This is a genomic window from Fusicatenibacter saccharivorans, from assembly GCF_015557635.1.
GTDB lineage: Bacteria > Bacillota > Clostridia > Lachnospirales > Lachnospiraceae > Fusicatenibacter > Fusicatenibacter saccharivorans.
Genome location: NZ_JADNOP010000004.1, coordinates 1 through 25,590 on the forward strand (window position 1 = coordinate 1; position 25,590 = coordinate 25,590).

Genomic DNA, 25,590 nt, shown 5'->3' on the forward strand with positions numbered 1-25,590 from the left:
GGGTAGCCAAGTCGGGAAGGGATAAACGCTGAAGGCATCTAAGCGTGAAGCCCCCCTCAAGATGAGATATCCCATTCTTTAAGAAGTAAGACCCCTTGAAGACGACGAGGTAGATAGGGCAGGGGTGGAAGTGCCGTAAGGCATGGAGCTGACTGTTACTAATCGGTCGAGGGCTTGACCTAATTGGTTGTGTTCACAGAAATGGAATGATAGATGTGTAGTGTATGCGGTTTTGAAGGTATATCAAATATCTTCAATTAAATAATCCTCGATAGCTCAATGGTAGAGCATTCGGCTGTTAACCGAAGGGTTGTTGGTTCGAGCCCAACTCGGGGAGTGAATGAGACCTGCAGGGATCCTGCAGGTCTTTTCGTATATTGAGTTGCCCTGTGTGATGTGATACAATAAGGCGTAGCTACTGTAAACGATGAAGGAGAAAAGAAAGATGAATGAAAGTTATACCAGTTTTGCCCAGGTATATGACATGTTCATGGACAACGTGGACTATTCTGCCTGGAGCAAATATCTGATTCAGCTTTTAAAAGAATATCAGGTGGAAGACGGACTGGTGCTCGATCTTGGCTGCGGAACGGGAAACATGACCGAGCTGCTCGCCGAAGAGGGCTACGATATGATCGGCGTGGACAATTCTGAGGATATGCTCGAGATTGCCAGTGAAAAACGCGCCGAGTCCGGCTTAAACATTTTATATCTGCTTCAGGATATGCGGGAATTTGAGCTCTACGGAACCGTGAAGGCGGTTGTGAGCATCTGCGATTCCATCAACTATATTCTGGAGGAAGACGATCTGCGGGAAGTCTTCTCGCTCGTCAACAATTATCTGGACCCGAAGGGCATGTTTATCTTTGATCTGAATACCAAGTATAAATATGAACAGATGGGTGAGACTACGATTGCGGAAAACCGCGAGGAGGCAAGCTTCATATGGGACAATTACTATGACCCGGAGGAAGAGATCAACGAATATGAGCTTGCCATTTTCATCCCGGAGGGAGAAGATTCCGATCTGTACCGTAAATTTGAGGAGGTACATTATCAGAGAGCGTACGATCTTGCGACGATCCGCCGCTTATTGGAAGAGGCAGGCATGGAGTTTGTGACGGCCTACGATGCATTCACAAAGGATGCGCCGAGACCGGAGAGCGAACGTATTTATGTCGTAGCAAGAGAAAAAGGAAAAAGTGAGAAATAGGAGAGAAACATGGATTATATTGTAAGAGCAACAGCGGCAGACGGACAGATTCGTGCGTTTGCAGCGACAACAAGAGAAACCGTAGAGACAGCACGCCAGGATCACAACACGAGCCCAGTTGCAACCGCAGCGCTGGGCCGCCTTCTGACGGCAGGTGCAATGATGGGCGTTATGATGAAGGGAGATAAAGACCTTCTGACCCTGCGCATCCATGCCGGCGGACCGCTGAACGGCATTACCGTAACAGCAGATTCCAAAGGAAATGTAAAAGGTTACGTCGGAAACCCGGACGTCGTGATTCCGGCCAACAAAAAAGGAAAACTTGACGTGGCAGGTGCTGTCGGCGTCGGATTCATGGATGTCATCAAAGACCTGGGACTGAAAGAGCCGTACGTCGGACAGTGCGTTCTGCAGACGAGTGAGATCGCAGAGGATCTGACCTACTATTTTGCAACGAGTGAGCAGGTTCCGTCCAGCGTCGGACTCGGTGTGCTGATGAACAAAGACAATACCGTCCGTCAGGCCGGCGGCTTTATCATTCAGCTGATGCCGTTCTGCGATGAGAAAGTCATTGAAAAACTGGAGCAGCGTCTGGCAGAAGTCAATTCCGTTACCGCATTCCTTGACGAGGGCTTGACTCCGGAGCAGATTCTTGAAAAACTGCTTGGAGACATGGACCTTGTGATCAACGATACCGTGCCGACCCAGTTTTACTGCAACTGCAGCCGTGAGCGTGTATCGAAAGCGCTGATTGCGGTCGGAAGAAAAGAACTGAACGAGATGATTCAGGAAGCAAAACCGGTGGAGCTGAAATGCCATTTCTGCAACAGCGCCTATGAATTTTCTACCGAGGATCTGAAAGAATTATTGCGTAAGAGCAAATAGCAGTACTGTTTCAGGCGAAACGGAGGCTGTGAGAGCTTCTGTTTGCAGAAAATCTGTAACAGGGAACCAGATAGTGGAGGAAGAAAGAGATGAAACAGGGATTCGTAAAAGTTGCCGCCGCTTCCTGTGCGGTAGTGGTAGCGGATGTCAGAGAAAATACGAGAGTCATTCTGGAAACGATTCATAAAATGGAGGGCGAGGGAGCAAAGGTGATGGTGCTCCCGGAGCTGGCTCTCACCGGCTACACCTGTAGTGACTTATTCTGGCAGAGTCAGATGATTGATGCGGCGAAAGAAGGATTAAAGGAAATTGCCGATGGTACGAAAGAGACCGATGCGCTGATTTTTGTCGGACTGCCGTGGGAACAGGGCGGAAAGCTGTTCAATGTAGCCGCTGTGCTCTGTCACGGAGAGCTTCTCGGCATTGTGCCGAAAAAGTATCTGCCGAACTACAATGAATTTTATGAGCTGCGTCATTTTACGCCGGGAAAAGAAGCGGTGACAACAACGGAATTTTTTGGAAAAGAGGTTCCGTTTGGCATGAATCTGCTCTTCCAGTGTGAAAAAATGCCGCGTCTTAAGGTTGCGGCAGAGCTCTGTGAGGATCTCTGGACCCCAAATCCGCCGAGTGTGGCGCATGCGCTTGCAGGTGCGACAGTGGTCGTAAACCTTTCTGCCAGTGATGAAATGGTTGGAAAAGACAGTTACCGGAGAAGCCTTGTGAGCGCACAGTCGGCGCGTCTGATCTGCGGCTATATTTATGCGACAGCAGGTGAGGGCGAGTCGACGACAGATCTTGTCTTTGGCGGACAGCATCTGATTGCTGAAAACGGAACCATTCTTGCCGAGGCAAAACGATTTGAGAATCAGATCATTTGTGCAGATCTCGATGTGGATCGTCTCACAAGTGAGCGCAGAAGGATGACCACGTATCCGGAGCAGAGAACCGATGGGTATCAGGTCGTTCGATTCTCCTTGTCAATAGAAGAGACAAAGCTGACCCGTTACTTCGATCCACGGCCATTCGTACCGTCGGATAAGCATAACCGCGATCAGCGATGCGACGAAATTTTAAATATTCAGGCTATGGGACTGAAAAAACGTCTGGCGCATACCCATTGCCAGAGCGCAGTTATCGGTATTTCCGGTGGACTTGACTCGACGCTGGCATTGCTTGTAACGGCAAGAGCATTTGATCTGCTCGGGATTCCGAGAAAGCAGATCCTGTCTGTAACGATGCCGTGTTTTGGAACGACAGACCGTACGTATCAGAATGCATGTGAGCTGACGAGATGCCTTGGCGCAACCTTAAAAGAGATCGATATCAAGGAGGCTGTCAATCTTCATTTCCGTGATATCGGACAGAATCCGGAGAAACACGATGTGACGTATGAAAACGGACAGGCGCGTGAGAGAACGCAGATTCTGATGGATCTTGCCAACCAGTCCGGCGGTATGGTTATCGGAACGGGTGATCTTTCCGAGCTGGCACTTGGCTGGGCAACGTACAATGGCGATCATATGTCAATGTATGCAGTCAATGCATCTGTGCCAAAGACACTGGTGCGCCATCTGGTGCAGTATTATGCGGATACCTGCGGAGAGAAAGCACTTTCTGATATTCTCCTGGATGTGCTTGATACGCCGGTCAGCCCGGAGCTGCTTCCGCCGAAAGACGGTGTCATTTCCCAGAAGACAGAGGATCTTGTCGGACCGTACGAACTCCACGATTTCTTTTTGTACTATATGCTGCGTGTGACGTACGAGCCGCTGAAAATTTACCGTGTGGCGAAACTTGCGTTTGCCGGTGTTTACGATGATACAACAATCCTGAAGTGGCTGAAAACCTTCTACTGGAGATTTTTTGCACAGCAGTTTAAGCGTTCCTGCCTGCCGGACGGACCGAAGGTCGGAAGCGTTGCGGTTTCCCCGCGAGGCGATCTGCGCATGCCAAGTGATGCAAGCGTGAAACTCTGGAGAGAACAGCTTGACCGGCTGTAATCCATCGCATGAGATTCCGGCGCTTCTTCTGGTGCTTGCGATTGACGCGGTAAACTGTTCGGACGATAAGCATTAGAGTGTGTCTGGTTCACAGAATCAAGGATTGACAGATAAGACAACAGAAAAGCAATAGAAAAACAACAGAAAAATGGCTTCGGAGTGAGAACACTCAGGAGCCATTTTTAACTTTATTTGGTTGCAGAAGGATTGCGGGCCTGATCGAGAGCCTGGTCGATTGCCATGACAAGCAGTTCGGAGGTGTAGCGGTTATCCTCGCCGTAAATGAGGCCTTCGGTTGTCTGGTTTACGTAGATCTGACTTGCAATGGAATCGAGTGCAGGCTCCATAAGCGGGTACATAGCGGCCGTGGTCTCGCTTAGGTTATTCATTGAGATTGCGGTAATGCGGTCCTGCTCGACATCGACCTGTATATCGAAGGTCTGGTCACCGAGAGAAATTGTGGAGGTATAGATGCCGGGAATGTAGCGTGCACTCTCGGCAGAACCGGTGGATGAGGCCGCAGGTTTCTTCGCAGACTCCTTTTTTCCGGAACCGAACATAATCAGAAAAACCACGAGCAGAAGGATCGCGAGAGCGAGAAAAACAGTGGTGTAAACCACTTCTTTCATATGTAGTACAATGATTTTCGTTTTGGAACTCATGGGCGGGCACACTCCTTTTTGAAAAACCGTCTGTGAGCGGACGAGGGGCAAACGGACGGGCGTTTTTATTATAATGTATGTAAAAGAGAAATCGTTTATGAAAGAAAGTTTCGTAACATGCAAATTCCGAATATAATCTTTGGACAGTCTTTCTTCTGCCCGAGAATTAGTATATAATGTAATCGGTCACGATAACAGATTTCAGAGAAGAGTTGGGAAAAGAAGAGGGGAAAGATGAAAAAAAGAAAAATCAGAAGTACTATGAGTGTTTTTTTAACTACTTTTTTGCTTCTGCAGATTATATTACTGTTTCTGTACAAATCATTTATTGTTGATATTGCTAAAAAAAACGAGAAAAACCTGGTGGAAAATACACTGCAAATTTATCATAATACGATGGAAAGTGTATTGGAGCGACTTGACGATAACCTGGATCTTTTACTGGGATGTCGGCTGCTTTTGACACAGCTGAATGGAGAAAATAATCTGGAGAAAGTGAAAGCGCAGCATCAAATGCTGCAGATTCTTAAGGAAAGATGTAAAGATACCAAAGAAGCGGATGCCTATGCGATTGTTAATTGCAAAGACAACAGTATTTTGATTCAGAGAAATGGAAATATAACATATGATACAATAAAAGATATCAAAAAGTATCTTCAAAAGCGTAATACGTTTGATAAAACTCCTACATCCGGCTGGACTTCTACTGTCATGGGGGAGCAGGTGTATCTGGTAAAATATTATAATTATGGTGCAAATACGATCGCTGTATTGATATCAGAAAAAAGACTGGACTCTTTGTTAAACTATAATGATATGTCCATCAAAGAGGCAGCGTTCTATCTTACAGACAAAAAAGGGAAAATTCTGTGCGGTTCAGGAGAGGATTGGACATATGGAGAAGCGATAGAGAATCTGCAGAAACAGGATCCATCCATCAGTATCTATCGGGGATCTGTTCTGGAAGATGCATATCAGATGTATTACAGCGTAAAATCCTCCGAGTATGCCGCATATTCTACATCCGGTATCGCTATTTTTGGATTTTTAGTACTGTCTTTACTTTTCTTTGGAACAATTGTCTGGTATATGCAAAAAGAAATTTTTCAGCCGATTGCAGACCTGTCCTGGGTTTCCAGAAAAATTCACAGTGGGGATTTCAGGGCAAGAGCGGAATATAATACAAACAGCTACGAAATGGAAGAAGTAAAACAGGCATATAATGATATGGTACAGACGATTCTTGAAATGAGGGTAGAAAAGTACGAACAGGAACTTCGAATGAAGGATGTACAACTGAAGTATATCCATATGCAATTAAAACCACACTATTTCCTGAATGCTTTATCAACAATCAACAGCATGGTTTATCAGCACGAGGAAGAGAATGTCCATACCTTTATTCAGGCATTTTCACAGAATATCCGCTATATGTTTCGAACCGGTCTGCATACCGTTCCGCTGCAGGATGAAATAAAGAATGCCAGTGGATATCTGGAAATGCAGCGACTTATGTACCGGGATTGCTTTTATGTCTATATGGATATACCGGAAGAAACGCAGCAGTATCCGGTGCCGCAGATGATCCTGCATACATTTTTGGAAAATATATTTAAGCACGTGATCAGTATTGATTCGTTCACTACGGTTCTGATTCAGGCATTGTTGAGCTTTTCGGGGAAGGAAGTTTACTTAAAACTGGAACTATATATATCGCAGGGTCAATTTTCGCAGGAAATACTGGACTTTGTGAATAAAGATATGGAAATAACAGAAAAAGAAGATGGAAGTGGAATTGGAATAAAAAATGTAAAAGAGGTTCTGAAGATGATGTACCAGCAGGATCATCTTCTGTATTTTGAGAATCTGGAACCGGAAGGAACTAAAATAACCATATGGATTCCGAAAACACTGAAATGTACAGATGAGGAGAAAGACGAAGAGAGATGAATTTGCTGATTGTAGATGATGAAATTGTGACAACGCAGGTATTGGAAGAACAGCTGGATCGCGAGTTACTTTCTATTGACCAGATCTATGTGGCCTACAATACTTCTATGGCCAGAGATATTTTGCAAAAAAATAAAGTGGAACTGATTTTATGTGATATTGAAATGCCAAAGGAGAATGGAATTCATTTTCTGAAATGGGTACGAGAACAGAAAATCCAGACAGAGGTTATCTTTCTGACCAGCCATGAAAAATTTGAATATGCCTATGGAGCTGTACAGAATGGTGCGGCAAACTATCTGCTGAAGCCGATTGACATGAATAAAATCAATCAGACATTGCTTCGTGTGACAGAAAAAATAGTCTGGAAACAAAAAACGGAGGAAATCCGGGAATATTGGGAGAGCGGAATAAGAAAGATGGTGCGATATTTCTGGACAAGAGTATTGCTGGAACCCGGTGTGCAGAAACAGGGACTCGAGGAGGAAATAAAGCAGCAGGGGATAGAGGAAGAGATTCAGGAAAAATATTGTGTTGTGATTCTTCATTTTGCCAGTGGAAAACTGGACTTGGGTAAAGAAAAGGGACAGGAATCCATTTATAAATTTGCAATGGAAAACATTCTGGCAGAAGCATTCACAGAAAAAATCAAAATGGAAAATGTGATCTGCTGGGAAGAAAATAAGGGAACCTATCTTGGAATTCTGTCGGAATTTTCGGAAAAGGAGACGAAAGAGAGAGCAGAGCAGGTCAGAAACATATTTGAAAAATATTTTCCGGAGACATTGCAGATCGGATACATTTCCCCGAGTGTTCCTTTTTATGAAGTGGGTCTGGAAAAAGAAAAAATAATGGAATATGACAAAACGCATATTTATGACGAAGGGGAAATAAAGGAATTTATGGTATTGCTTCGAGAAAAGGAGGCGTCCGGACATATTCTGGACGAAGATTATATCCTGCAGTGTCTGAACAAGGGATTCAGGGTAAGTACAATGGAATATTTACAAAAAACGCTGCAGCATGTAAAGCAAACGATGCATTCCGTAGAAGGATTTCGCAATTTTCAGGTGGAACTGACACAGCTTGTAAGCAAATATCTCCATGATAAAAAGGAAAATATGAACAGCGTGATTCGTGATCCGATCTATCTGCGACTGGATATGAATGCGGTTAAATCGGAATTTTCTATGGTGCAGTGGATGACCTGGCTGATGAATAAGGTATTTGATCTGACACAGGAGGAACGGAAAGAAAAAAGGATCACAGATCAGGTAATTGATTATATCAGAGAACATTATACGGAAGATATTAACAGAAATACGCTTTCGGAGAGGTTTCATTTTTCACCGGAATACATTGGAAAAATGTTCCGGAAGGATATCGGAACGTCGTTGAATGATTATATTAATTCTCTGCGCGTGGAAAAAGCGAAACATTTGCTGGAAAACACCAATACAAAGGTGATTGATATTGCGCTGGAAGTCGGATTTGATACGCTTCCGTATTTCTCATCTGTATTTAAAAAATATACGGGAGTTTCACCGGCAGAGTTTCGGAAAAGAGAATAGATATCTTAAAAACGAAAGTTTTTGTACTTTTTTGTGTAAGAACTTTCGTTTTTTTTGCGTTATGATAAGTCTATCAAAAGGAACCGGAAAGAAGAAAGGAGAAACAAATGAAGAAAAAGATTTTGGCGATTTTGATGGCTACTTTGACAGTAGGATCTCTGCTGAGCGGATGTGGTGGAGCACAGAGCGGTGATGCAGCCGGAAAGCAGGAGAGCGGCAAACAGGAAAGCAGCGACAGCGAAGAACCGGCAGAGGTTGTATTTGCGTACATGACGCAGAACAATATCCCGGAGTCATCAGAACTGGAAAGAATTCAGAACCTGATCAACGATTATACAGTAGATAAGATCAATACGAAGGTCAAACTGGTACTGTTTTCCAATTCTGATTATATGAATCAGGTGAATCTGATGCTGGCATCCGGAGAACAGCTGGATTTATTTCAGGCATATAATACATCTCATCTGAAATATATCCAGGATGGAACAGCGCTGGATATTACAGAGTATCTGGACAATGATCTGAAAGAGACAACAGAAACTCTTTACGATGGTTTTCTGGCGCCGACAACGGTAGAGGGAAAAACATATGGAATTCTGAATATGGGTTCTAACTATGTACCGGGTGGATTTACCTATCGTGAAGATATTACAGAGAAACTTGGAATTGATATGAGCCAGGTTACCAAACCGGAAGATCTGACTGCAGTGTTTGCAAAGGTAAAAGAAGCTTATCCGGATATGACAATCATTGATCCGAACAGAGCGAATGCATTATTTGAAAGTTACCTGGGCAAGATTGATAAAATCGATCCATTAGGCGACAATATTGCCTCACCAGTTTCCGGTGTGGCTTATCAGGACAATGCAACTGTAGTGGATATGTATGAAACGACAGATTTCAAAGAACTGTGCGAACTGACCAGAAGCTGGTTTGAAGCTGGTTATTATGCAAGTGATGCAGCTACCACAACGGCAACTACCGCAGAATTACTGATGTCCGGCAACTGCTTTGGTACATTCTGTGGACTGGGTAATCCAAAGATTGCGCAGCAGTATACAAACAACTATGGTCATCCTTTTGAAAACGTACAGATCAGTGATTCTATGATCTGGTCTGGAAACGGCGGAGCATGGATGGTAAATTCCGGTTGTAAAGATCCTTCAGCAGCCTGCAAATTTATGAACCTGCTGTACACGGATGCATATGTAGACAACCTTCTGGTCTATGGAGAAGAAGGAGTGGATTACAAATTGGATGAAAATGGTTGTGCAGTAGCACCGGATGGATATACGGATCTGAACAGTGTAGCATATACCAATAATATGAACTACTATTTCTGGGGAAATAAATGGCTGACCTATCCGGTTGCAGGCGGTCTGTATGGAGAAGAAAAAGAGACAAATAAACAGCAGAATTATGATGGAGATCATTCAAATTATTATGGTTTCCTTTACGACTACAGTGATAAAGAAGCAGAATACACCGCATGCCAGAACATTGTAGAAGAGTATAAAAAATCTCTGTGGGTTGGTGCAGCAGATGTAGATACAACACTTGCCGAGATGACAAAACGACTGAAAGCAGCTGGTATGGATGACCTGATTCAGGCAAAGCAGGAGCAGCTGGATGCATGGATGAGTAGTAAGTAGAAAAGACTTTGAAAAAAGGAAAGGGCTGCGGAATATCACCGCAGCCTTATTTATAAAAGGGAGCTCGAATTATGCCAAAGAGTAAGAAGAAATATGCCAGTAAAAATACATTAGCATTGCTTTTCATTGCACTGCCAGGTATTACATATCTGATTATTAATAACTATATCCCGATTGTGGGAACCTTTATTGCGTTTAAAAAGTTCAGTTATGCAAAAGGAATCTGGGGAAGCCCATGGTGTGGACTGAATAACTTTAAATTTTTGTTTCTGACAGATGATGCATGGGTCATTACGAGAAACACGTTGTTATATAATCTGGCGTTTATTGTGATCGGAACAGTAGTTTCTGTGATTTTTGCAATCCTGCTGCATGAGCTGGGAGAACTGTTACGCGGAAAGTTTTTCCAGTCCGTGCTGTTATTTCCGCACTTACTGTCCTGGGTTGTAACGGCGTATCTGGTATATGCGTTATTGGGAAGTACAACCGGTTTTGTGAACAATACAATCTTAAATGCGCTGGGGAAAAAGGGCGTAGACTGGTATACCGCAAAAACGGCATGGCCGTTTATCCTGGTTATTGTATATCTTTGGAAGAATGCCGGATATAATGCGATCGTTTATATGGCAGGTATTGCAGGCATTGATAAGGAAATTTATGAAGCAGCAAAGATTGATGGCGCTTCTAAATTGAAACAGATTACTGCCATTACACTTCCGCTTCTGAGACCAACCATTATTATTATGACATTAATGGCAATCGGCCGTGTATTCTATTCGGACTTTGGTTTGTTCTATCAGGTACCGATGAATGCGGGAACCCTGTTTTCTACGACACAGACGATAGATACGTATGTATATCGCGGTTTGATGGAACAGGGTAATGTAGGAATGTCTTCGGCAGCAGGTGTATATCAGTCATTAGTTGGTTTTGCACTGGTAATGATTGCAAACTTTATTGTGCGGAAAAAAGATCCGGAAAACGCATTGTTCTAGGAGGCAGGATATGAAAAAGACAGTCAGCGATGAAAAACGATTTATTGCAATAGCAACAGTTATTTTAGTGGTAATCAGTATTGTGGCGTTGTTTCCGATGATTCTTCTGGTGGTTGCGTCCTTTACCGATGAAAATGAACTGATTACAAACGGATATCAGATTTTGCCGAAGAAACTCAGCTTGGAAGCATATACCTACATGGTAAAACAGGCAGCAACAATTGTAAGATCGTATCTTGTTACGATTGGAACAACCGTTGTCGGAACCGGATTAAGCGTGCTACTGACAACTTCGATCGCATATCCGATGGCACGAAAAACATTCAAATATAGAAATGCATTATCCTTTTTTGTGTATTTTACCATGCTGTTTAATGGAGGACTGGTGCCACAGTATATTATGTGGACAACATTTTTTCACATTAAAGATACGTATGCAGCACTGATTTTTCCGAATCTTCTGATGACAGCATTCAATATTTTCCTGGTAAGAAACTATTACAGCAACAGTCTGCCGGAAGCATTATACGAAGCTGCGCAGCTGGACGGAGCGTCAGAAATTGGAATTTTCACCAAAATTGTATTTCCGTTGTCGAAGCCGGTAGTTGCCACCATTGGACTGTTTACAGGTCTTTCCTACTGGAACAGCTGGACCAATGCTTTATATTACGTACAGGATCCAAAATATTTTGGTATTCAGAATCTGCTGATGCGTATCATGAAAAACATTGAATATCTGCGAAGCGGAGCATCAGAGCTGGCAGCGGAAGGACAGGCAGTTTCGCTTCCGGGCAACTCCATCCGAATGGCACTGGCATTTGTCGGAATTTTACCAATCATTATTATTTATCCGATGCTTCAGAAATATTTTATCAAAGGTGTGGTTGTCGGCGCTGTAAAAGGCTGACAGAAAGGAGAAACAGATGGCAGCATATGTACATTGTAATTTTCATTCCTGTATCCTGCGGATGCAGGTAGATGTTTCGATTCTGCTTCCGGAAAAGGAGCGGATGGAAGATGTGGAGCAGGGAAAAAAGGGAGAGACTTTCGGAAAAAACAAAAAATATCAGACCCTGTATCTGCTGCATGGATTTACAGGTGACCACCTTACGTATCTGCGGACCTCCAAAATTGAGCGTTATGCAGATGAGCATCAGATCATGGTGGTTATGCCAAGCGTATATAACAGCGCCTATACGGACATGAAATACGGACTGGATTATTTTTCTTATCTGACAGAAGAACTGACAGATTTTGTGGAGAGAAATTTCCCGGCAGCAACAAAGCGGGAAAACCGTTTTATTGCAGGAATGTCGATGGGAGGTTACGGTGCCTATAAATGGGGACTTACCTGTCCGGAAAAATTTGCGGCAATCGGAGGCGTTGCGGGATCTTACCATGCCGAATATCGTTATCAGGGAAAGGTTAACACGGTATCCACCCTTTGTGAAGCGTTATATGGTGATCCGCCTGCGATTACACCGGAGGTTCATGATGTTTTTACACTGTTGAAAAACCGGAAAGAAGAAGGAAGAGATATTCCGAGATTGTATACCTGCTGCGGTACAGAGGACAGACGTCACCAGGATTCGGTCGATCTGAAGGAGTTTGCGGATCAGCTGGGCGTTCCGCTTCTGTTTGAAGAGGGACCGGGAAGACATGATGACATTTTCTTTGATGAGTATATTCAGAAGATTCTGGACTGGATGAACTTTGCGGGAAAATCAGTAGAAGAGTAAAATCTGCAGAGTATAAAGGGGGTTGTCTCGCCAGATTTTTTTAGTGCGACAGCCCCACGGGAAATACAGGGAGAAGAGAAAAATGGAGATAGAAAAAGCAGCCGTAGCCGGAACACTGGAATCCAGCGATTGTATGGTTACGGTAGAAGATGGGGATGGCAACATAGATCTGGTACTGGAAAGCACAGTGATTCATCAGTATGGAAATCAGATCCGTCATGTGGTTCTGGATACACTGGAAAGTCTGGGAGTTCAGAACGTAAAAATTAAGGTTGTAGATAAAGGAGCTCTGGACTGCACCATCCGTGCAAGGGTGGAAGCTGCGGTATACCGTTCCGCCGGGCAGTCGGAGCAGCTGCCATGGGGAGGTGCGATCAGATGAGAGACGCAAAAAAACGATTACGCCGTACCATGATGTTTTTAAACGCACATAAGCCGGGACTGATTAAAGATCCCTATATTTATGGAGCAGATTCTCTGATGTTGGATCTAGAAGATGCAGTGGCAGAAAATCAGAAGGACGCGGCCAGATTTTCCCTGTTTCATGCACTTCGCACGATTGATTATCATGGAGCGGAACGGATTGTACGTATCAATGGCCTGGACACACCTTTCTGGAAGGAAGATATCCGTTGCGCAGTAGCCGGTGGATGTGATGGCATCCGTATTCCGAAGACAGAGACAGCACAAGATGTAAAGATAGTGGAGCAGCAAATTTTAAAGGCAGAGAATGAATTTGGCAGACCGGAGAACAGTACCTTAATTATGGCAGCGATAGAATCGGCAAGAGGTGTGGTGAAGGCGTTAGAAATTTGCGAGGCTTCGAAAAGGCTGTTTGGTATCGCGCTGTCCGGTGGGGATTACACGAAAGATCTGCATACCCACATTACGGGAACCGGAATAGAACTGATGGGAGCAAGACAGCAGCTTGTCATCGCTGCGCGGGCAGCCGGTGTGCAGTGTTTTGATACCGTCTATACAGATCTGGAAAATGAAGAGGGCTTTCGGGAAGACGTCAATACGATTCACCTGATGGGCTTTGATGGGAAATCGATTATCAATCCAAGACAGATCCGTATTGTACATGAGATTTTTACACCGAAAGAAAAAGAGATTATTTTTGCGGAAAAAGTAGTCCGTGAGATTGACAGCAAAAAGGCACAGGGAATCGGTGTGTTTACTGTAGACGGAAAGATGATTGATATTGCGTTTTATGATGGCGCAAAGCGAATCATTGAACTGGCCAAGGCTTCCGGTGTGTACGAGGGGGAACTGTAAAATGAAAAATGCAGTAGGGAGAGAAATTCCCGAGGAAATATTGAAGATAACAGGAAAAGAAGTATTTCACGGAGTGTATTATTATGATGGTTATGAATATCGGAAAGATGGTCCGAAAACCCGCTGCGTGGTGAATTCCGATGGCAGCAAACTGGTGAAAACAATTCATGAGGCACTGGTAAAATGCGAAATCCGGGATGGCATGACAATTGGATTTCATCATCATTTCCGGGATGGTGATCTGGTTGTAAATATGGTGATGGAAGAAATCCATAAAATGGGTATTAAAAATATTACCATTTGTGCCAGCTCTCTTGGGAAAGCGCATGCAGGACTGGTGCCGTACATGGAAGATGGAACGATTACGGGAATACAGTCTTCCGGTGTGCGCGGTGAGATTGGAAAGGCGATTTCCGAGGGAAAACTGAAAGGGCTTGCAGTGATGCGCTCTCACGGCGGCAGAGTTCGGGCAATCGAAACAGGAGAAGTACACCTGGATATTGCATTTATCGGAGCACCGACGTGTGATGATTATGGAAACTGTCGTGGTATCGGTGGAAAGGCGGACTGCGGAGTGTTGTCCTATGCGATGGTCGATGCTGATTATGCAGACAGGGTCGTAGCAATTACGGACTGCCTGGTGCCGTTTCCTAATTTTCCGGCACATATTTCTATGACCAAAGTCGATTATGTAGTAGTGGTAGATGCGATCGGAGATCCGAAAAAAATTGCAACAGGTGCAGCAAAACCGACGAAAGATATGAGAAAACTGATGATGGCGGATTACTGTACACGATTTGTAACGTCTACCCCGTACTTTAAAGATGGATTTTCCTATCAGACAGGTGTGGGAGGCGCGTCTATCGCTTCCACCATTTCGCTGGCAAAAATCATGAAGGAACGTGGAATCCGTATGCGTTTCGGTGTCGGAGGTCTGACAAAACCGATGTGTGATCTTCTGGATAACAATCAGGTTGATGTACTTCTGGATACGCAGGATTTTGATCTGGATGCGGTAGAATCAGTAAAAGATATCAGGCATTTCAGAATCAGTGCCGGTGAATATGCAGATCCTTTTAACAAGGGCGCAGTAGTCAACAAACTGGATTTTGTGATTCTGGCAGCATTGGAAGTTGATGTAAATTTCAATTGCAATGTTGTAGTAGGTTCCGATGGCGTTATAACAGGTGCGCAGGGGGGCCATCCGGATACGGCGGCAGGTGCAAAATGCACCATTGTACTGACTCCTTTATTACAGGGAAGAATTCCGGCAATCTGTACGGAAGTAACAACAGTGACAACACCGGGAGAATCTGTAGATGTAGTCATCACGGAATATGGAGTTGCAGTTAACCCACTGCGAAAAGATCTGCTGGAAGCGGTAAAAAACAGTGGACTTCCGCTGAAAACGATAGAAGAACTTCGGGATTTGGCTTACCGGATTGCAGGAGAACCGGAGAAAGTAGAATTTGGCGAACGTGTTGTAGGAATTATTGAAAGCAGAGACGGAACCATCATGGATGTAGTTCATCAGATTAAACCATTCCGGTTTAAAGAGGAAAAGAATATACTCCCGGAGCCAGTACATAAATAAGAGAAGGGAGGGCAGGCAGTGAGTGACTATATGGAAGAAACGGGGGATCCTTTTACCGGGAAAAAGAAAGAGGAACTCAAAAAATTTCTGGAATACATGGGACTTACTTATGATGAGCAGATTACGCATTCTATCGTATTGCGAAAAGAGAAAGAAATCATAGCAACTGCTTCCTGCCAGAAAAATATCATAAAATGTGTTGCGGTATCAGAAGCGTATCAAGGACAGAATCTGCTGGCGCATCTTATGACATCTCTGATTGAATATTTTTATGGAATGGGAATTTCTCATTTTTTTGGATTTACCAAGCCTCAGAACAAGGAACTGTTTTGTAGTATGGGAATGTATCCGGTGACACAGACAGAAAAAATTCTTCTTCTGGAAAATGACAAAAACGGACTTGAAAAATTCCTGAAACGATTAAAAAAAGAAACACAGGAACAACAGAAGTGCAAAGTGGAAAACAGGCATGAAAACGGTATTGGGGCAGTGGTTATGAATTGTAATCCCTTTACCAGGGGACATGAATACCTGATCCGGGAGGCGGCAAAAAAAAACAAATGGCTGCACATTTTTATCCTCTCAGAAGAACAGAGCTTTCTGACAACGAGAGAACGGTATCAGTTGGTAAAAGAAGGAATACAGGAAATTCCAAATGTGATTCTTCACCAGACCTCAGAATACATGATTTCGCCGGCTGTGTTTCCGACATATTTTATCAAAGAAAAAGCGAAAGCCTATGAGATGAATTGCCAGTTGGATATTCAGTTATTTGGAGAGCGTATTGCACCGGAACTTAATATAACGGATCGCTATGTAGGCAGTGAACCGGCCTGCGATGTGACACATACCTATAACCAGTGCTTACGGGAGCAGCTGCCGTGCTATCAGATCCGCTTTCATGAAATTCCCCGAAAAACATATGGAGACCAGATCATCAGTGCATCTGAGGTCAGAAAAAGATATGCGGAAAATCAATTAAAAAGCGTCTGCGGGATGCTTCCGGAAAGTACCTGGCGCTATCTGGAAAGGAAAAAGAATGAAAACGGAAAATAAGGTTTCCTTAGAGCAGGTATTGTGGAGCCGAGAAAAAAGGGTGGCAACGCAGAAAGAGCTTCTTGAAAAATATCCGGGTACCTTAATCTGCTTTATGCTCAATATTCCGGGTCCGGAAAAGGTAAATGAACTTTTCGAAAAGGTCTTTTATGAAGGACTAGAAAAGATACAGAATAAGCTGGAAACGGAAAAAATTTCGACGGAAGTCCGGCTGGTACAAGAAAACATAACCGGATATGAAGGATATTTGGTTGTGAAAGCAGACGGCTGCCAGGTGAAAAAGCTTATGATTGCTTTGGAAGAGACGAAGATCGGGAGACTGTATGATATTGATGTATTGGAAAAAGAAAATACGAAAATCAGCAGAAAGGATCTTGGATTTCCGGAAAGAAAATGTCTGTTATGCGACAACCCGGCCTGCCAGTGTGGCAGAAGCAGAAAACATTCGATCGAAGAATTGAGAAAAAAGATCTATGGTATCATATGGGAAGAACAGCTGCAAAGAGGCGTAGCTGCTGAGATCAGTCAGGCACTGATGGAGGAAGTGTATACAACACCAAAACCAGGCTTAGTAGACCGGGAGGATACCGGTGCGCATACAGATATGAACTGTCAGACATTTCAAAAGAGTACAGAGGCGATCGCCGAAGATCTGGCGGCAATGTTTGAAGCCGGGTATTCCTGGGAGGCAGATCCGAAGACATTGTTTCCCCTTCTCAGAGAAAGAGGAAAAAAGACGGAAGAAAAAATGTTTGTTGCAACCGGAGGAGTCAATACGCACAAAGGAATCATTTTTACGATTGGCATTCTTGCAGCTGCAGCCGGAATTTCCCTGAGAAATTACGGAAAAATCGAGTCGGAGAATGTTTGCCGAATCAGTATGGAAATGACAAAAAAAGAGCTAGAACAAGATCTGAGGAAACTAAAACAAAGCTCGGGGATCACACATGGAGAAAAAATTTACTGTCATCTGGGCGAGAAAGGAGTCCGGGGACTGGCGATGAGCGGATATCCGATTCTGTGTGAACTTACGGTTCCTCATATGAAACAGTATATAGCAAATAACAGGGATCAAAATCAGATCAATGTACAGATTCTTCTTGAGATTATAGGAGAGCTTACGGACACAAATGTCATCAGCAGAACCAGTGAGAAAGAAATGCGATGGCTGCAAACAGAAGCAAGGGCAATTCTTAAGACAGGTGGTGCTTTTTGCGCGGAGGGTTTGCAAAAAGTGCGAGAACTGAATCAGATTTGTATCCGGAAAAATATGAGTCCGGGAGGAGCTGCGGATTTACTTGCGGCAACGATTTTTTTGTGCCGCATGGAAACCTTGATGGAACGTTTGAAAAGTATAACATAATAAAAATATATGACGCTGTCATTGATCTTAAAATGTACGGTCGCTCTTAATGCTGAATATTTTCAGCTGTTAAGAGCGGCCGTTTATGTTGGAAATATACGGCAGTATTGTCGGAAGAAAATGGTTACTGTTTGCCTGAAGGTTGATTGCATCAAAAAAAGGAGTCTGCTATACTGTAGCTATGTTTATTTTCTTGGCAGAAGTGGATCAGAACAGGAGGAGCGAAACATGAGTCTGCAGTTTATTATGGGAAATTCGGGAGCTGGAAAGTCGAGATATGCGTATCAGAAAATTCTGGCGGAAGCGATGCGCCACCCGGAGAAAACTTATCTGATCATTGTGCCGGAGCAGTTTACAATGCAGACGCAGAAAGAGCTTGTGTCACTGCATCCGGCGGGCGGTATTTTAAATGTTGATATCTTGAGCTTCCAGCGTCTGGCTTACCGTATTTTTGAGGAGACCGGAGGCAGTCTGTACCCGGTGCTCGAAGAAACGGGAAAGAGTCTTGTGGTAAAACGCGTTGCACAGGAGAAGAAAAAGGAGCTGACGATTCTTGGAAGTACGTTAAAGAGAACCGGCGCAGTTTCGCAGATGAAATCGTTGATTTCCGAGCTGAAGCAGTATCAGATTGCGCCGTCCGAGCTTGATACGTGGGCGGAGGAGACGGGAGAGAAAAAGCTGCTGGCAGCAAAGCTGAAGGACACCGGGGTAATCTACCGTGCATTTGAAGAATATCTGGAAAATCGCTACGTGACGGCGGAGGATGTGCTGGAAGTTCTGGCGGGAAAGCTGGAAGAATCATCACTCATTCGAAACAGTGAGGTACTGGTGGACGGATTTACCGGATTTACGCCAGTACAGATCGGTGTGCTTGGAAAACTGTTCCGGCTTTGTGAAAAGGTCTATGTGACGATTATTATGGATGAGCGGGAGGATCCGTATAAAAAGGCGATCCCGCACCAGCTCTTTGCGATGAGCCGCCAGCTGATTCAACAGCTTATGAAAGCGGCAGACGAAGCAGGGTGCCCAGTGGAGCCGGAAATCTGGGTCAGACGCTCGGGATATGGCCGTTTTCAGTCGGGAAGCATGATGGATCAGTTGGAACAGAACCTGTTTCGATATGGAATAAGAAGGATTGTCGGAACAGAGGCAGGAAAAAGAGCAGAGTCAAAAGCAGGGGCAGGAACAAATGGAAAGAACAAAAAAGAAATTGGGCCAAGCACGCTGGAAAATGCACAGAAAACGAAAAAGGAGCATTTGGAGTCCGGACAAAATCTGAAACAGCAGGGTATTTACATTAGTGTAGCGCCATCTCCACGTGCGGAGCTCGAGGAAACGGTGCGCCTGATCCGGCGCATGGTGCGTGAGGAGAAGATGCGGTACCAGGATTTTGCCGTTCTGACCGGAGATCTTTCTATTTATGGCACATATGCGCGGGAAATTTTTGAAAAATGCGGCATTCCGTACTTTGTGGACGAAAAGCATTCTGTGCTGATGAATCCGTTCGTGGAATTTCTGCGCGCGGCGATCGAGATGGTGGTACAGAGCTTTTCCTACGAGAGCGTCTTCCGTTATCTGCGTTGCGGTCTCTCGAGTCTGAACCGTGCGGAGACAGATGCGATGGAAAATTATGTACTCGCGCTTGGAATCCGCGGACTAAAAGCGTATGCGGAAACGTGGACGAGGGGGTATCGCAGCATCAAACCGGATGAAGTGCCGCAGCGCAATCTTCTTCGGGAAAAATTCTATGAGGAGGTTCAGCCGTTTGCGGAACAGATGAAGAAAAAAGATGCCACGGTGCGGGAACGGACGGAGGCATTGTATGCGCTTGTCGTTCAGAATCAGGTACAGGAAAAGCTCGAAGAGCGACGGTGTCAGTTTGAACAGCAGGGTCAGGAGGCATTTGCAAAAGAATACAGCCAGATTTATGGCATCGTTATGGAACTGCTAGACAAGATTGTCGAGGTGCTTGGCGATGAAAAAATGACGTTGGCAGAGTATCAGGAGATTCTGGAGGCTGGCTTTGCAGAGGCTTCTGTTGGCATTATTCCGCCGACCGCGGACCAGGTACTGATCGGTGACAATGAGAGATCACGTCTGAAGGATATCCGTGTGTTGTTTTTCGTCGGTGTGAACGACGGGCTGATTCCGCGTCACGACGCGGGAGGCGGTATTCTTTCGGAGTATGACCGCGAGGAGCTGGAGCGCGCGGATGCAAAACTCTCCCCGACGGCGCGGGAGACGATGTATCAGCAGAAATTCCATCTCTACCGAAATCTGACAAAACCATCGGAGCGGCTGTACCTTTCCTTTGCGAAAGCGGGCGCGTCCGGCGAGGCGCAGAATCCGTCGTATCTGATTAACGAAATCCGAAAACTCTTCCCGGAGATCCCGGTGCGGGATATCGAAAAAGAGGAAAATCCGGAGGAAAAACTGGAAATGCCGCGTTCCGGGGAGGCACTGTTTCTGGAGGAGCTTGGAAAGGCGGCAGAGGGCGAGATGAATCCGCTGTTTGAAGAGCTTTACCGCTGGTATGCGGCACATCCGGAGGCGGGGATTCCGGCGGAGACATATCGGAAAGCGGCTTTTCTGCGCTGTGCGGACGGTGTGATCGGAAGGAGTGCGGCATCGGCGCTGTACGGGGACACTTTGAAAAACAGTGCGACACGGCTGGAAAAGTATGCGGCATGTGCGTTTGCCCACTTTATGGAGTTCGGACTTCAGATCCGCGAGCGGGATCAGTATGAGCTGAAAGCGGTCGATATGGGAACGGTTATGCATGAAGCACTCGAAAAGTTTTCAAAAAAACTGCAGGAAAATGGCGAGACATGGAAGACTGTCGGGGATGATACCCGTGACCGCCTGATCGAGGAGTGCGTCGAGGAGACGATGGCAGATTACGGAAACACGATTTTCCAGAGCTCAAGCCGGAATCAGTATCGCATCATCTGCGTAAAGCGGATTCTGAAACGGACGGTGTGGGCGCTGCAGCAGCAGATTCGGCAGGGAGAATTTGAGCCGGGTGAATTTGAGGTTTCGTTCTCCATGGAGGACTCCTTGTCGGCGATTAATATTGATCTGTCGGAGCATGAGAAGATGCGCCTGCGCGGACGGATTGACCGCGTGGATCTCTGTGAGACGGACGATAAGGTCTATGTGAAAATTATCGATTACAAGACGGGAAATACATCGCTTGACCTGGTGGCGCTCTATTATGGGTTACAGCTGCAGCTGGCGGTTTATCTGGATGCGGCGGTGGAGCTGGAGCAGAAAAAGCATCCAGGTAAGCTGGTGGAGCCTGCGGGGGTATTTTATTATCATATTGATGATCCGATCATCGACCAAGAAGAAGATGAGACCGATGAGGCGTGGGGCAGACGGATGCTGAAAGCACTGCGGATGGATGGCCTTGTAAATGCAGATCGGAAGGTGGTGGAGCTTCTCGACCGAGTACTCGCGGATGGAACGACGTCGGATGTGATTCCGGTTGGAAAGAAGAAGGATGGAAGCTACACGGGCTATTCGAAAGTGGCATCGTCGGAGCAGTTTAATGTGATTCGGACATACACCAGAAAGAAGGTACGTGAGATCGGCGAGGGCATTTTCTCGGGAAATGTAAAAATTTCGCCGTTTCAGCGGGATGGAGCAACGGCATGCGCATATTGCGAATATCAGGGAATCTGCGGATTCGATCAGAAAATTCAGGGATATGAATACCGTAAATTAAAGGGCATGGATACAGAACTGCTGATGAAGGTAATGCAGGAGACAGCACAAAGAGATCAAAAAGAGTGACTGCTTTTGAAAAAGTGAAATATGGTGCATTTTTTCCAAGTGAGGGAAAGAAAATCAGCCAGAAAGAAGAGGGAAAGAACATGGCAGTAAAATGGACAGCGGAACAGCAGAAAGTCATTGATGCGAGAGACCGGAATCTTCTGGTCAGCGCGGCGGCGGGTTCCGGAAAGACGGCGGTTCTGGTAGAGCGGATCCTTGCAATGGTGAAAGACCCTGTGCATCCAATCGACATTGACCAGCTTCTCGTCGTAACCTTTACGCGTGCGGCGGCAGGAGAAATGAAAGAGAGAATCGGCCGCGCTCTGCAGCAGAGCCTTGCGGAAAACCCGGAAAATGAGCATTTACAGCGGCAGCAGACCCTGCTTCACCATGCGCAGATCAGCACAATTCACGGTTTCTGTTCCTATGTGATAAAAAATTACTTTCAGATGATCGATCTCGATCCGGTGTACCGCATGGCGGATGAAGGGGAGATCCGTCTGATGAAAAGCGATGTGATCCAGAAGGTCATGGAAGAACGCTTTACGGAAAAGGAGTCTGCATTTACACGGTTTGTGGAGAGCTACGCGGCGGGAAAGCAGGATGACGGGCTCGATGCACTTGTGCTGAAACTGTATGAGTTTTCCATGAGCTATCCATGGCCGGAGCAGTGGCTCGAAGAGTGCCGGGCGGCGTACCAGATGGATTCACCGGAAGCAGTGCAGGAGAGTATCTGGGTACAGGAGCTGATGAGCGAGGCGAAAAAGCGGCTCTCGAGTATTCTGGAAGGGATTCAGGAAAACCGGAAAACAGCAGTAAGCTCTGGAGGACCGTATTTATATGATGAGGCGCTGGCTTCTGACCAGCAGATGGTGGAAGAACTGCTGGAAACAGAATCGTTTGATGAACTGGTGCGCGCGATGGCCGGAATGAAGTTTAAAGCACTTTCGCGGAAAAAGGCAGACGATGTGAGTGAAACGCTGAAAGATCAGGTAAAGGCGGAGCGCGATGCATGTAAAAAGGAGCTGCAGAAGTTAAAAGAGCAGTTCTTTGAGAAGGACAGCGCTGCGATTGCGGAGGAGATTGCCGACTGCCGGGAGCCCATCGGGGTGCTGATTGATCTGACGGAGCAGTTTGCAAAAGCGTTTGCGGAGAAAAAACGGAGCAAAAATATTCTTGATTATGCCGATCTGGAACACTTTGCGCTTGAAATTCTCGTGCAGCAAAAAGACGGCTGCCTGGTGCGGACCGATGCGGCGCGGGAGCTGTCGGAGCAATTCCGGGAAATTATGATCGATGAGTACCAGGACAGCAACTTTATCCAGGAGGCACTGCTCTCTGCGGTGTCCGGTGAGGAGGACGGCAGGTGGAACCGGTTTATGGTCGGCGATATCAAGCAGAGTATCTACGGATTTCGTCTGGCGCGGCCGGAGCTGTTTCTGGAAAAATATCGCACGTATCAAAAAGACGGAGAAAGCCAGCAGAGGATTGATCTCGATAAAAACTTTCGAAGCCGGCCGGAGGTGCTTGCAGGGGCGAACTATGTGTTCCGTAAGCTCATGAGTCCGGAGCTTGGCGGCATTGCGTATGATGAGGCGGCGAGCCTTCATGCGGGTGCGGTGTTCCCGAAAAAAGAAGAAGGAAATATGGATCCGTGGCAGAGGGCATACGAAACGGAGCTTCTGCTGCTGGACGACCAGGCGCCGGAGCTGGAAGATGATAAATCCCGCGAGACGAAGATGGAAACGGAGGCGGCTGCCGTTGCGGCGCGCATCCGGGAAATGGTTGGAAATGAGGAAGTTGTGGATAAGGAGACCGGGGAATACCGGAAAATCCAGTACCGGGATATCGTCATTTTACTCCGTGCGGTCAGCGGCTGGTCGGAGACGTTTTCGCGTGTGCTCCAGGCGGCTGGAATTCCGGCTTACAGTACATCAAAAACAGGGTACTTTTCCACGCAGGAAATTGTTACGGTGCTGAATTATCTGCACCTGTGTGATAATCCATGTCAGGAGATTCCATTTACGGCCATTCTGCGTTCCCCCATCTGCGGATGCACAGACACGGAGCTTGCGGCGGTGCGTTGTGTGGATAAAGATGTGAAAATTTACGAGGCATGTGGAAAATATGCGGCGATGGGGGATGATGAAGCACTCCGGGAGAAGCTGAGGAGGTTCCTTGCACAGCTCGAAACGCTGCGAAGCCGCGTGCCGTATACGCCGATCCATGAGCTGATCACACAGATTCTCGAGGAGACGGGCTACGGCGGCTATGCATCTGCAATGCCGGGTGGTGTGCAGCGGCGGGCAAATCTGGAGATGCTGGTGGAAAAGGCGGTGGAATTTGAGGCGACGAGTTACCGTGGACTGTTCAACTTTATCCGTTATATCGAGCAGCTTCAGAAGTATGAAGTCGATTTCGGCGAGGTGAATATTTACGGGGAGAGCGCAGACACGGTGCGTATCATGAGTATTCACAAGAGTAAAGGACTGGAATTCCCGGTTGTGTTCCTCTCGGGCATGGGCAAATCGTTTAACCAGATGGACAGCCGTGCGGCGCTTGTACTCCATTCCCGCATGGGTATCGGCGCGGATGCGATCGATCCGGAGCACCGCGTCCGTCAGGCGACACTGCCGCGGCAGATCATCCGGCAGAGCATGAAGCTGGAAAATCTGGCGGAGGAGCTGCGGGTGCTTTACGTTGCCATGACGCGCCCGAAGGAGAAGCTGATTATGACGGGCATGGCGTCGAAGCTGGAGAGCCGCGTGAAGCAGTGCGCGGCACATGCGGGGCGGCAGGAGGAGCTGCTGTCGTATCAGACATTGAGCAGTGCATCCGGGTATCTCGACTGGATTTTGCCGGCATTTTCGAGAAACCGGTGTTTCGACGGGCTGTATGAACAATTCGGTCTGGCAGGGAATGTGGACAATCCGCTGTATGCAGAGAAAATTCCGGTAACGATCCGCCTTGTATCACCGGCAGGACTTGTTGAGGGAGAGGTGCTGCATCAGATGGAGCGCGCGGTGAATGAGCAGAAAATCATGGAAATTCCGAAGCAGCCGCCGAGAGAAGCAGCGCTGAAGGAACTTGTGGAGGAGCGGTTTGCCTACCAGTATCCGTATGAGAAGGAAAAACAGATTCCGGTAAAGGTTACCGTTTCACAGCTGAAGAAGGCCGGGATGGAGGAATCCGAGATCGGAAAAGAGCTGTTTGCGCAGGAAGAACTCGTACCAATTGTGCCGGGCTTTCTGAAAAAGGATCATGTTGCGGCTCTGACGGGCTCTGACCGCGGAACGGCGTACCACCGCCTGCTGGAATGTCTCGATTACCGCAGAGCGTACAGCATCACAGAGCTGATGGCACAGACGGAGGAACTGATTGCAGAAGGAAAGATGACGAAAGAAGCAGCGGAATGCATTTATTTCAAATCGATCCTCGCTTTCGCAAAAAGTCCGGTTGGAATGCGGATGCGGAATGCCTTTTTGAATGAAACCCTGAAACGGGAGCAGCCGTTTGTGATGTCCGTTCCGGCAAGTGAGGCAGATCCGTCCTATCCGGAAGACGAAACCATTCTCGTGCAGGGAATCATTGATGCATGGTTCCCGGAGGGGGATGAGATTGTTCTTGTGGACTACAAAACGGACCGTGTGAAAGAAGCCGGGGAGCTGAAAAAGCGGTATGAAAAACAGCTCGCCTACTACCAGCAGGCACTGGAGCGGACGACAGGGAAGAAAGTGAAAGAGAAAATTATTTATTCGCTGGCACTGGATGAAGAGTTGGTATTGTAGGAAAAAACTACTAGAAAAAACAACTGTCAAAACAGGGATAAAGTATGATATCATAGTTGAGAAACAAACA

The 25,590-nt window shown here is 46.2% G+C and carries 17 protein-coding genes, 1 tRNA gene and 1 rRNA gene; 18 read left to right on the forward strand and 1 reads right to left on the reverse strand.

The annotated features are described in order from the left end of the window. From I2G42_RS04350 to I2G42_RS04370, 5 genes are all read left to right on the forward strand, one after another. Positions 1-182 (forward strand): 23S ribosomal RNA (locus tag I2G42_RS04350); the annotation flags it as partial. An 83-nt stretch (positions 183-265) separates the two neighbouring features. Continuing rightward, positions 266-337, forward strand: a tRNA-Asn gene (locus I2G42_RS04355). A gap of 108 nt (positions 338-445) precedes the next feature. After that, positions 446-1,213 (forward strand): class I SAM-dependent DNA methyltransferase, encoded by a 768-nt coding sequence (locus I2G42_RS04360; RefSeq protein WP_055226556.1) that lies wholly within the window; start codon positions 446-448, stop codon positions 1,211-1,213. A gap of 9 nt (positions 1,214-1,222) precedes the next feature. After that, positions 1,223-2,098, forward strand: coding sequence for an Hsp33 family molecular chaperone HslO (gene hslO, locus I2G42_RS04365; RefSeq protein WP_022462421.1), 876 nt, complete (start codon positions 1,223-1,225; stop codon positions 2,096-2,098). Between the two features lie 89 nt (positions 2,099-2,187). Continuing rightward, positions 2,188-4,098 (forward strand): NAD(+) synthase, encoded by a 1,911-nt coding sequence (locus I2G42_RS04370; protein WP_055226558.1) that lies wholly within the window; start codon positions 2,188-2,190, stop codon positions 4,096-4,098. Between the two features lie 188 nt (positions 4,099-4,286). Here I2G42_RS04370 and I2G42_RS04375 read toward each other — a convergent pair whose 3' ends face one another. Next, positions 4,287-4,760: a hypothetical protein gene (locus I2G42_RS04375; RefSeq protein WP_055226560.1), complete on the reverse strand. Its 474-nt coding sequence runs from the start codon at positions 4,758-4,760 to the stop codon at positions 4,287-4,289. A 234-nt stretch (positions 4,761-4,994) separates the two neighbouring features. On the opposite strand from I2G42_RS04375, the gene I2G42_RS04380 reads away from it, so the two are divergent. From I2G42_RS04380 to addA, 13 genes are all read left to right on the forward strand, one after another. Continuing rightward, positions 4,995-6,710, forward strand: a complete 1,716-nt coding sequence (locus I2G42_RS04380; RefSeq protein WP_055226561.1) for a sensor histidine kinase — start codon at positions 4,995-4,997, stop codon at positions 6,708-6,710. Then, on the forward strand, positions 6,707-8,281 hold the full coding sequence (locus I2G42_RS04385; protein WP_195530771.1) for a response regulator transcription factor: 1,575 nt from the start codon (positions 6,707-6,709) through the stop codon (positions 8,279-8,281). The genes I2G42_RS04380 and I2G42_RS04385 overlap by 4 nt, the downstream gene beginning before the upstream one ends. Positions 8,282-8,388: 107 nt before the next feature. Next, the gene (locus I2G42_RS04390; RefSeq protein ID WP_055226565.1) at positions 8,389-9,933 is read left to right on the forward strand and encodes an ABC transporter substrate-binding protein; all 1,545 of its coding nucleotides are present in this window, start codon (positions 8,389-8,391) and stop codon (positions 9,931-9,933) included. Between the two features lie 71 nt (positions 9,934-10,004). After that, entirely contained in the window at positions 10,005-10,928 is a 924-nt protein-coding gene (locus I2G42_RS04395) for an ABC transporter permease (RefSeq protein WP_055226567.1), read from the forward strand. A gap of 10 nt (positions 10,929-10,938) precedes the next feature. After that, the gene (locus I2G42_RS04400; protein ID WP_055226569.1) at positions 10,939-11,835 is read left to right on the forward strand and encodes a carbohydrate ABC transporter permease; all 897 of its coding nucleotides are present in this window, start codon (positions 10,939-10,941) and stop codon (positions 11,833-11,835) included. Positions 11,836-11,851: 16 nt separating this feature from the next. Next, complete coding sequence (locus tag I2G42_RS04405; protein WP_117509984.1) at positions 11,852-12,667, forward strand: alpha/beta hydrolase; 816 nt, start codon at positions 11,852-11,854, stop codon at positions 12,665-12,667. A gap of 82 nt (positions 12,668-12,749) precedes the next feature. Further along, positions 12,750-13,049: a citrate lyase acyl carrier protein gene (gene citD / locus I2G42_RS04410; protein ID WP_195530772.1), complete on the forward strand. Its 300-nt coding sequence runs from the start codon at positions 12,750-12,752 to the stop codon at positions 13,047-13,049. Next, positions 13,046-13,945 (forward strand): aldolase/citrate lyase family protein, encoded by a 900-nt coding sequence (locus tag I2G42_RS04415; RefSeq protein WP_195530773.1) that lies wholly within the window; start codon positions 13,046-13,048, stop codon positions 13,943-13,945. The genes citD and I2G42_RS04415 overlap by 4 nt, the downstream gene beginning before the upstream one ends. Before the next feature lies 1 nt (position 13,946). Continuing rightward, positions 13,947-15,539, forward strand: a complete 1,593-nt coding sequence (citF, locus tag I2G42_RS04420) for a citrate lyase subunit alpha (protein ID WP_195530774.1) — start codon at positions 13,947-13,949, stop codon at positions 15,537-15,539. A gap of 18 nt (positions 15,540-15,557) precedes the next feature. Next, positions 15,558-16,595 carry a [citrate (pro-3S)-lyase] ligase gene (citC, locus tag I2G42_RS04425; RefSeq protein ID WP_195530775.1) on the forward strand — a complete coding sequence of 346 codons (1,038 nt, stop codon included), beginning with the start codon at positions 15,558-15,560 and terminating at the stop codon, positions 16,593-16,595. Next, positions 16,579-17,958: a citrate lyase holo-[acyl-carrier protein] synthase gene (citX, locus tag I2G42_RS04430; RefSeq protein ID WP_195530776.1), complete on the forward strand. Its 1,380-nt coding sequence runs from the start codon at positions 16,579-16,581 to the stop codon at positions 17,956-17,958. The genes citC and citX overlap by 17 nt, the downstream gene beginning before the upstream one ends. Positions 17,959-18,186: 228 nt before the next feature. After that, positions 18,187-21,753, forward strand: coding sequence for a PD-(D/E)XK nuclease family protein (locus I2G42_RS04435; RefSeq protein ID WP_195530777.1), 3,567 nt, complete (start codon positions 18,187-18,189; stop codon positions 21,751-21,753). An 80-nt stretch (positions 21,754-21,833) separates the two neighbouring features. Then, entirely contained in the window at positions 21,834-25,520 is a 3,687-nt protein-coding gene (gene addA / locus I2G42_RS04440) for a helicase-exonuclease AddAB subunit AddA (protein WP_055219304.1), read from the forward strand. The last annotated feature ends 70 nt before the right edge of the window (positions 25,521-25,590 follow it).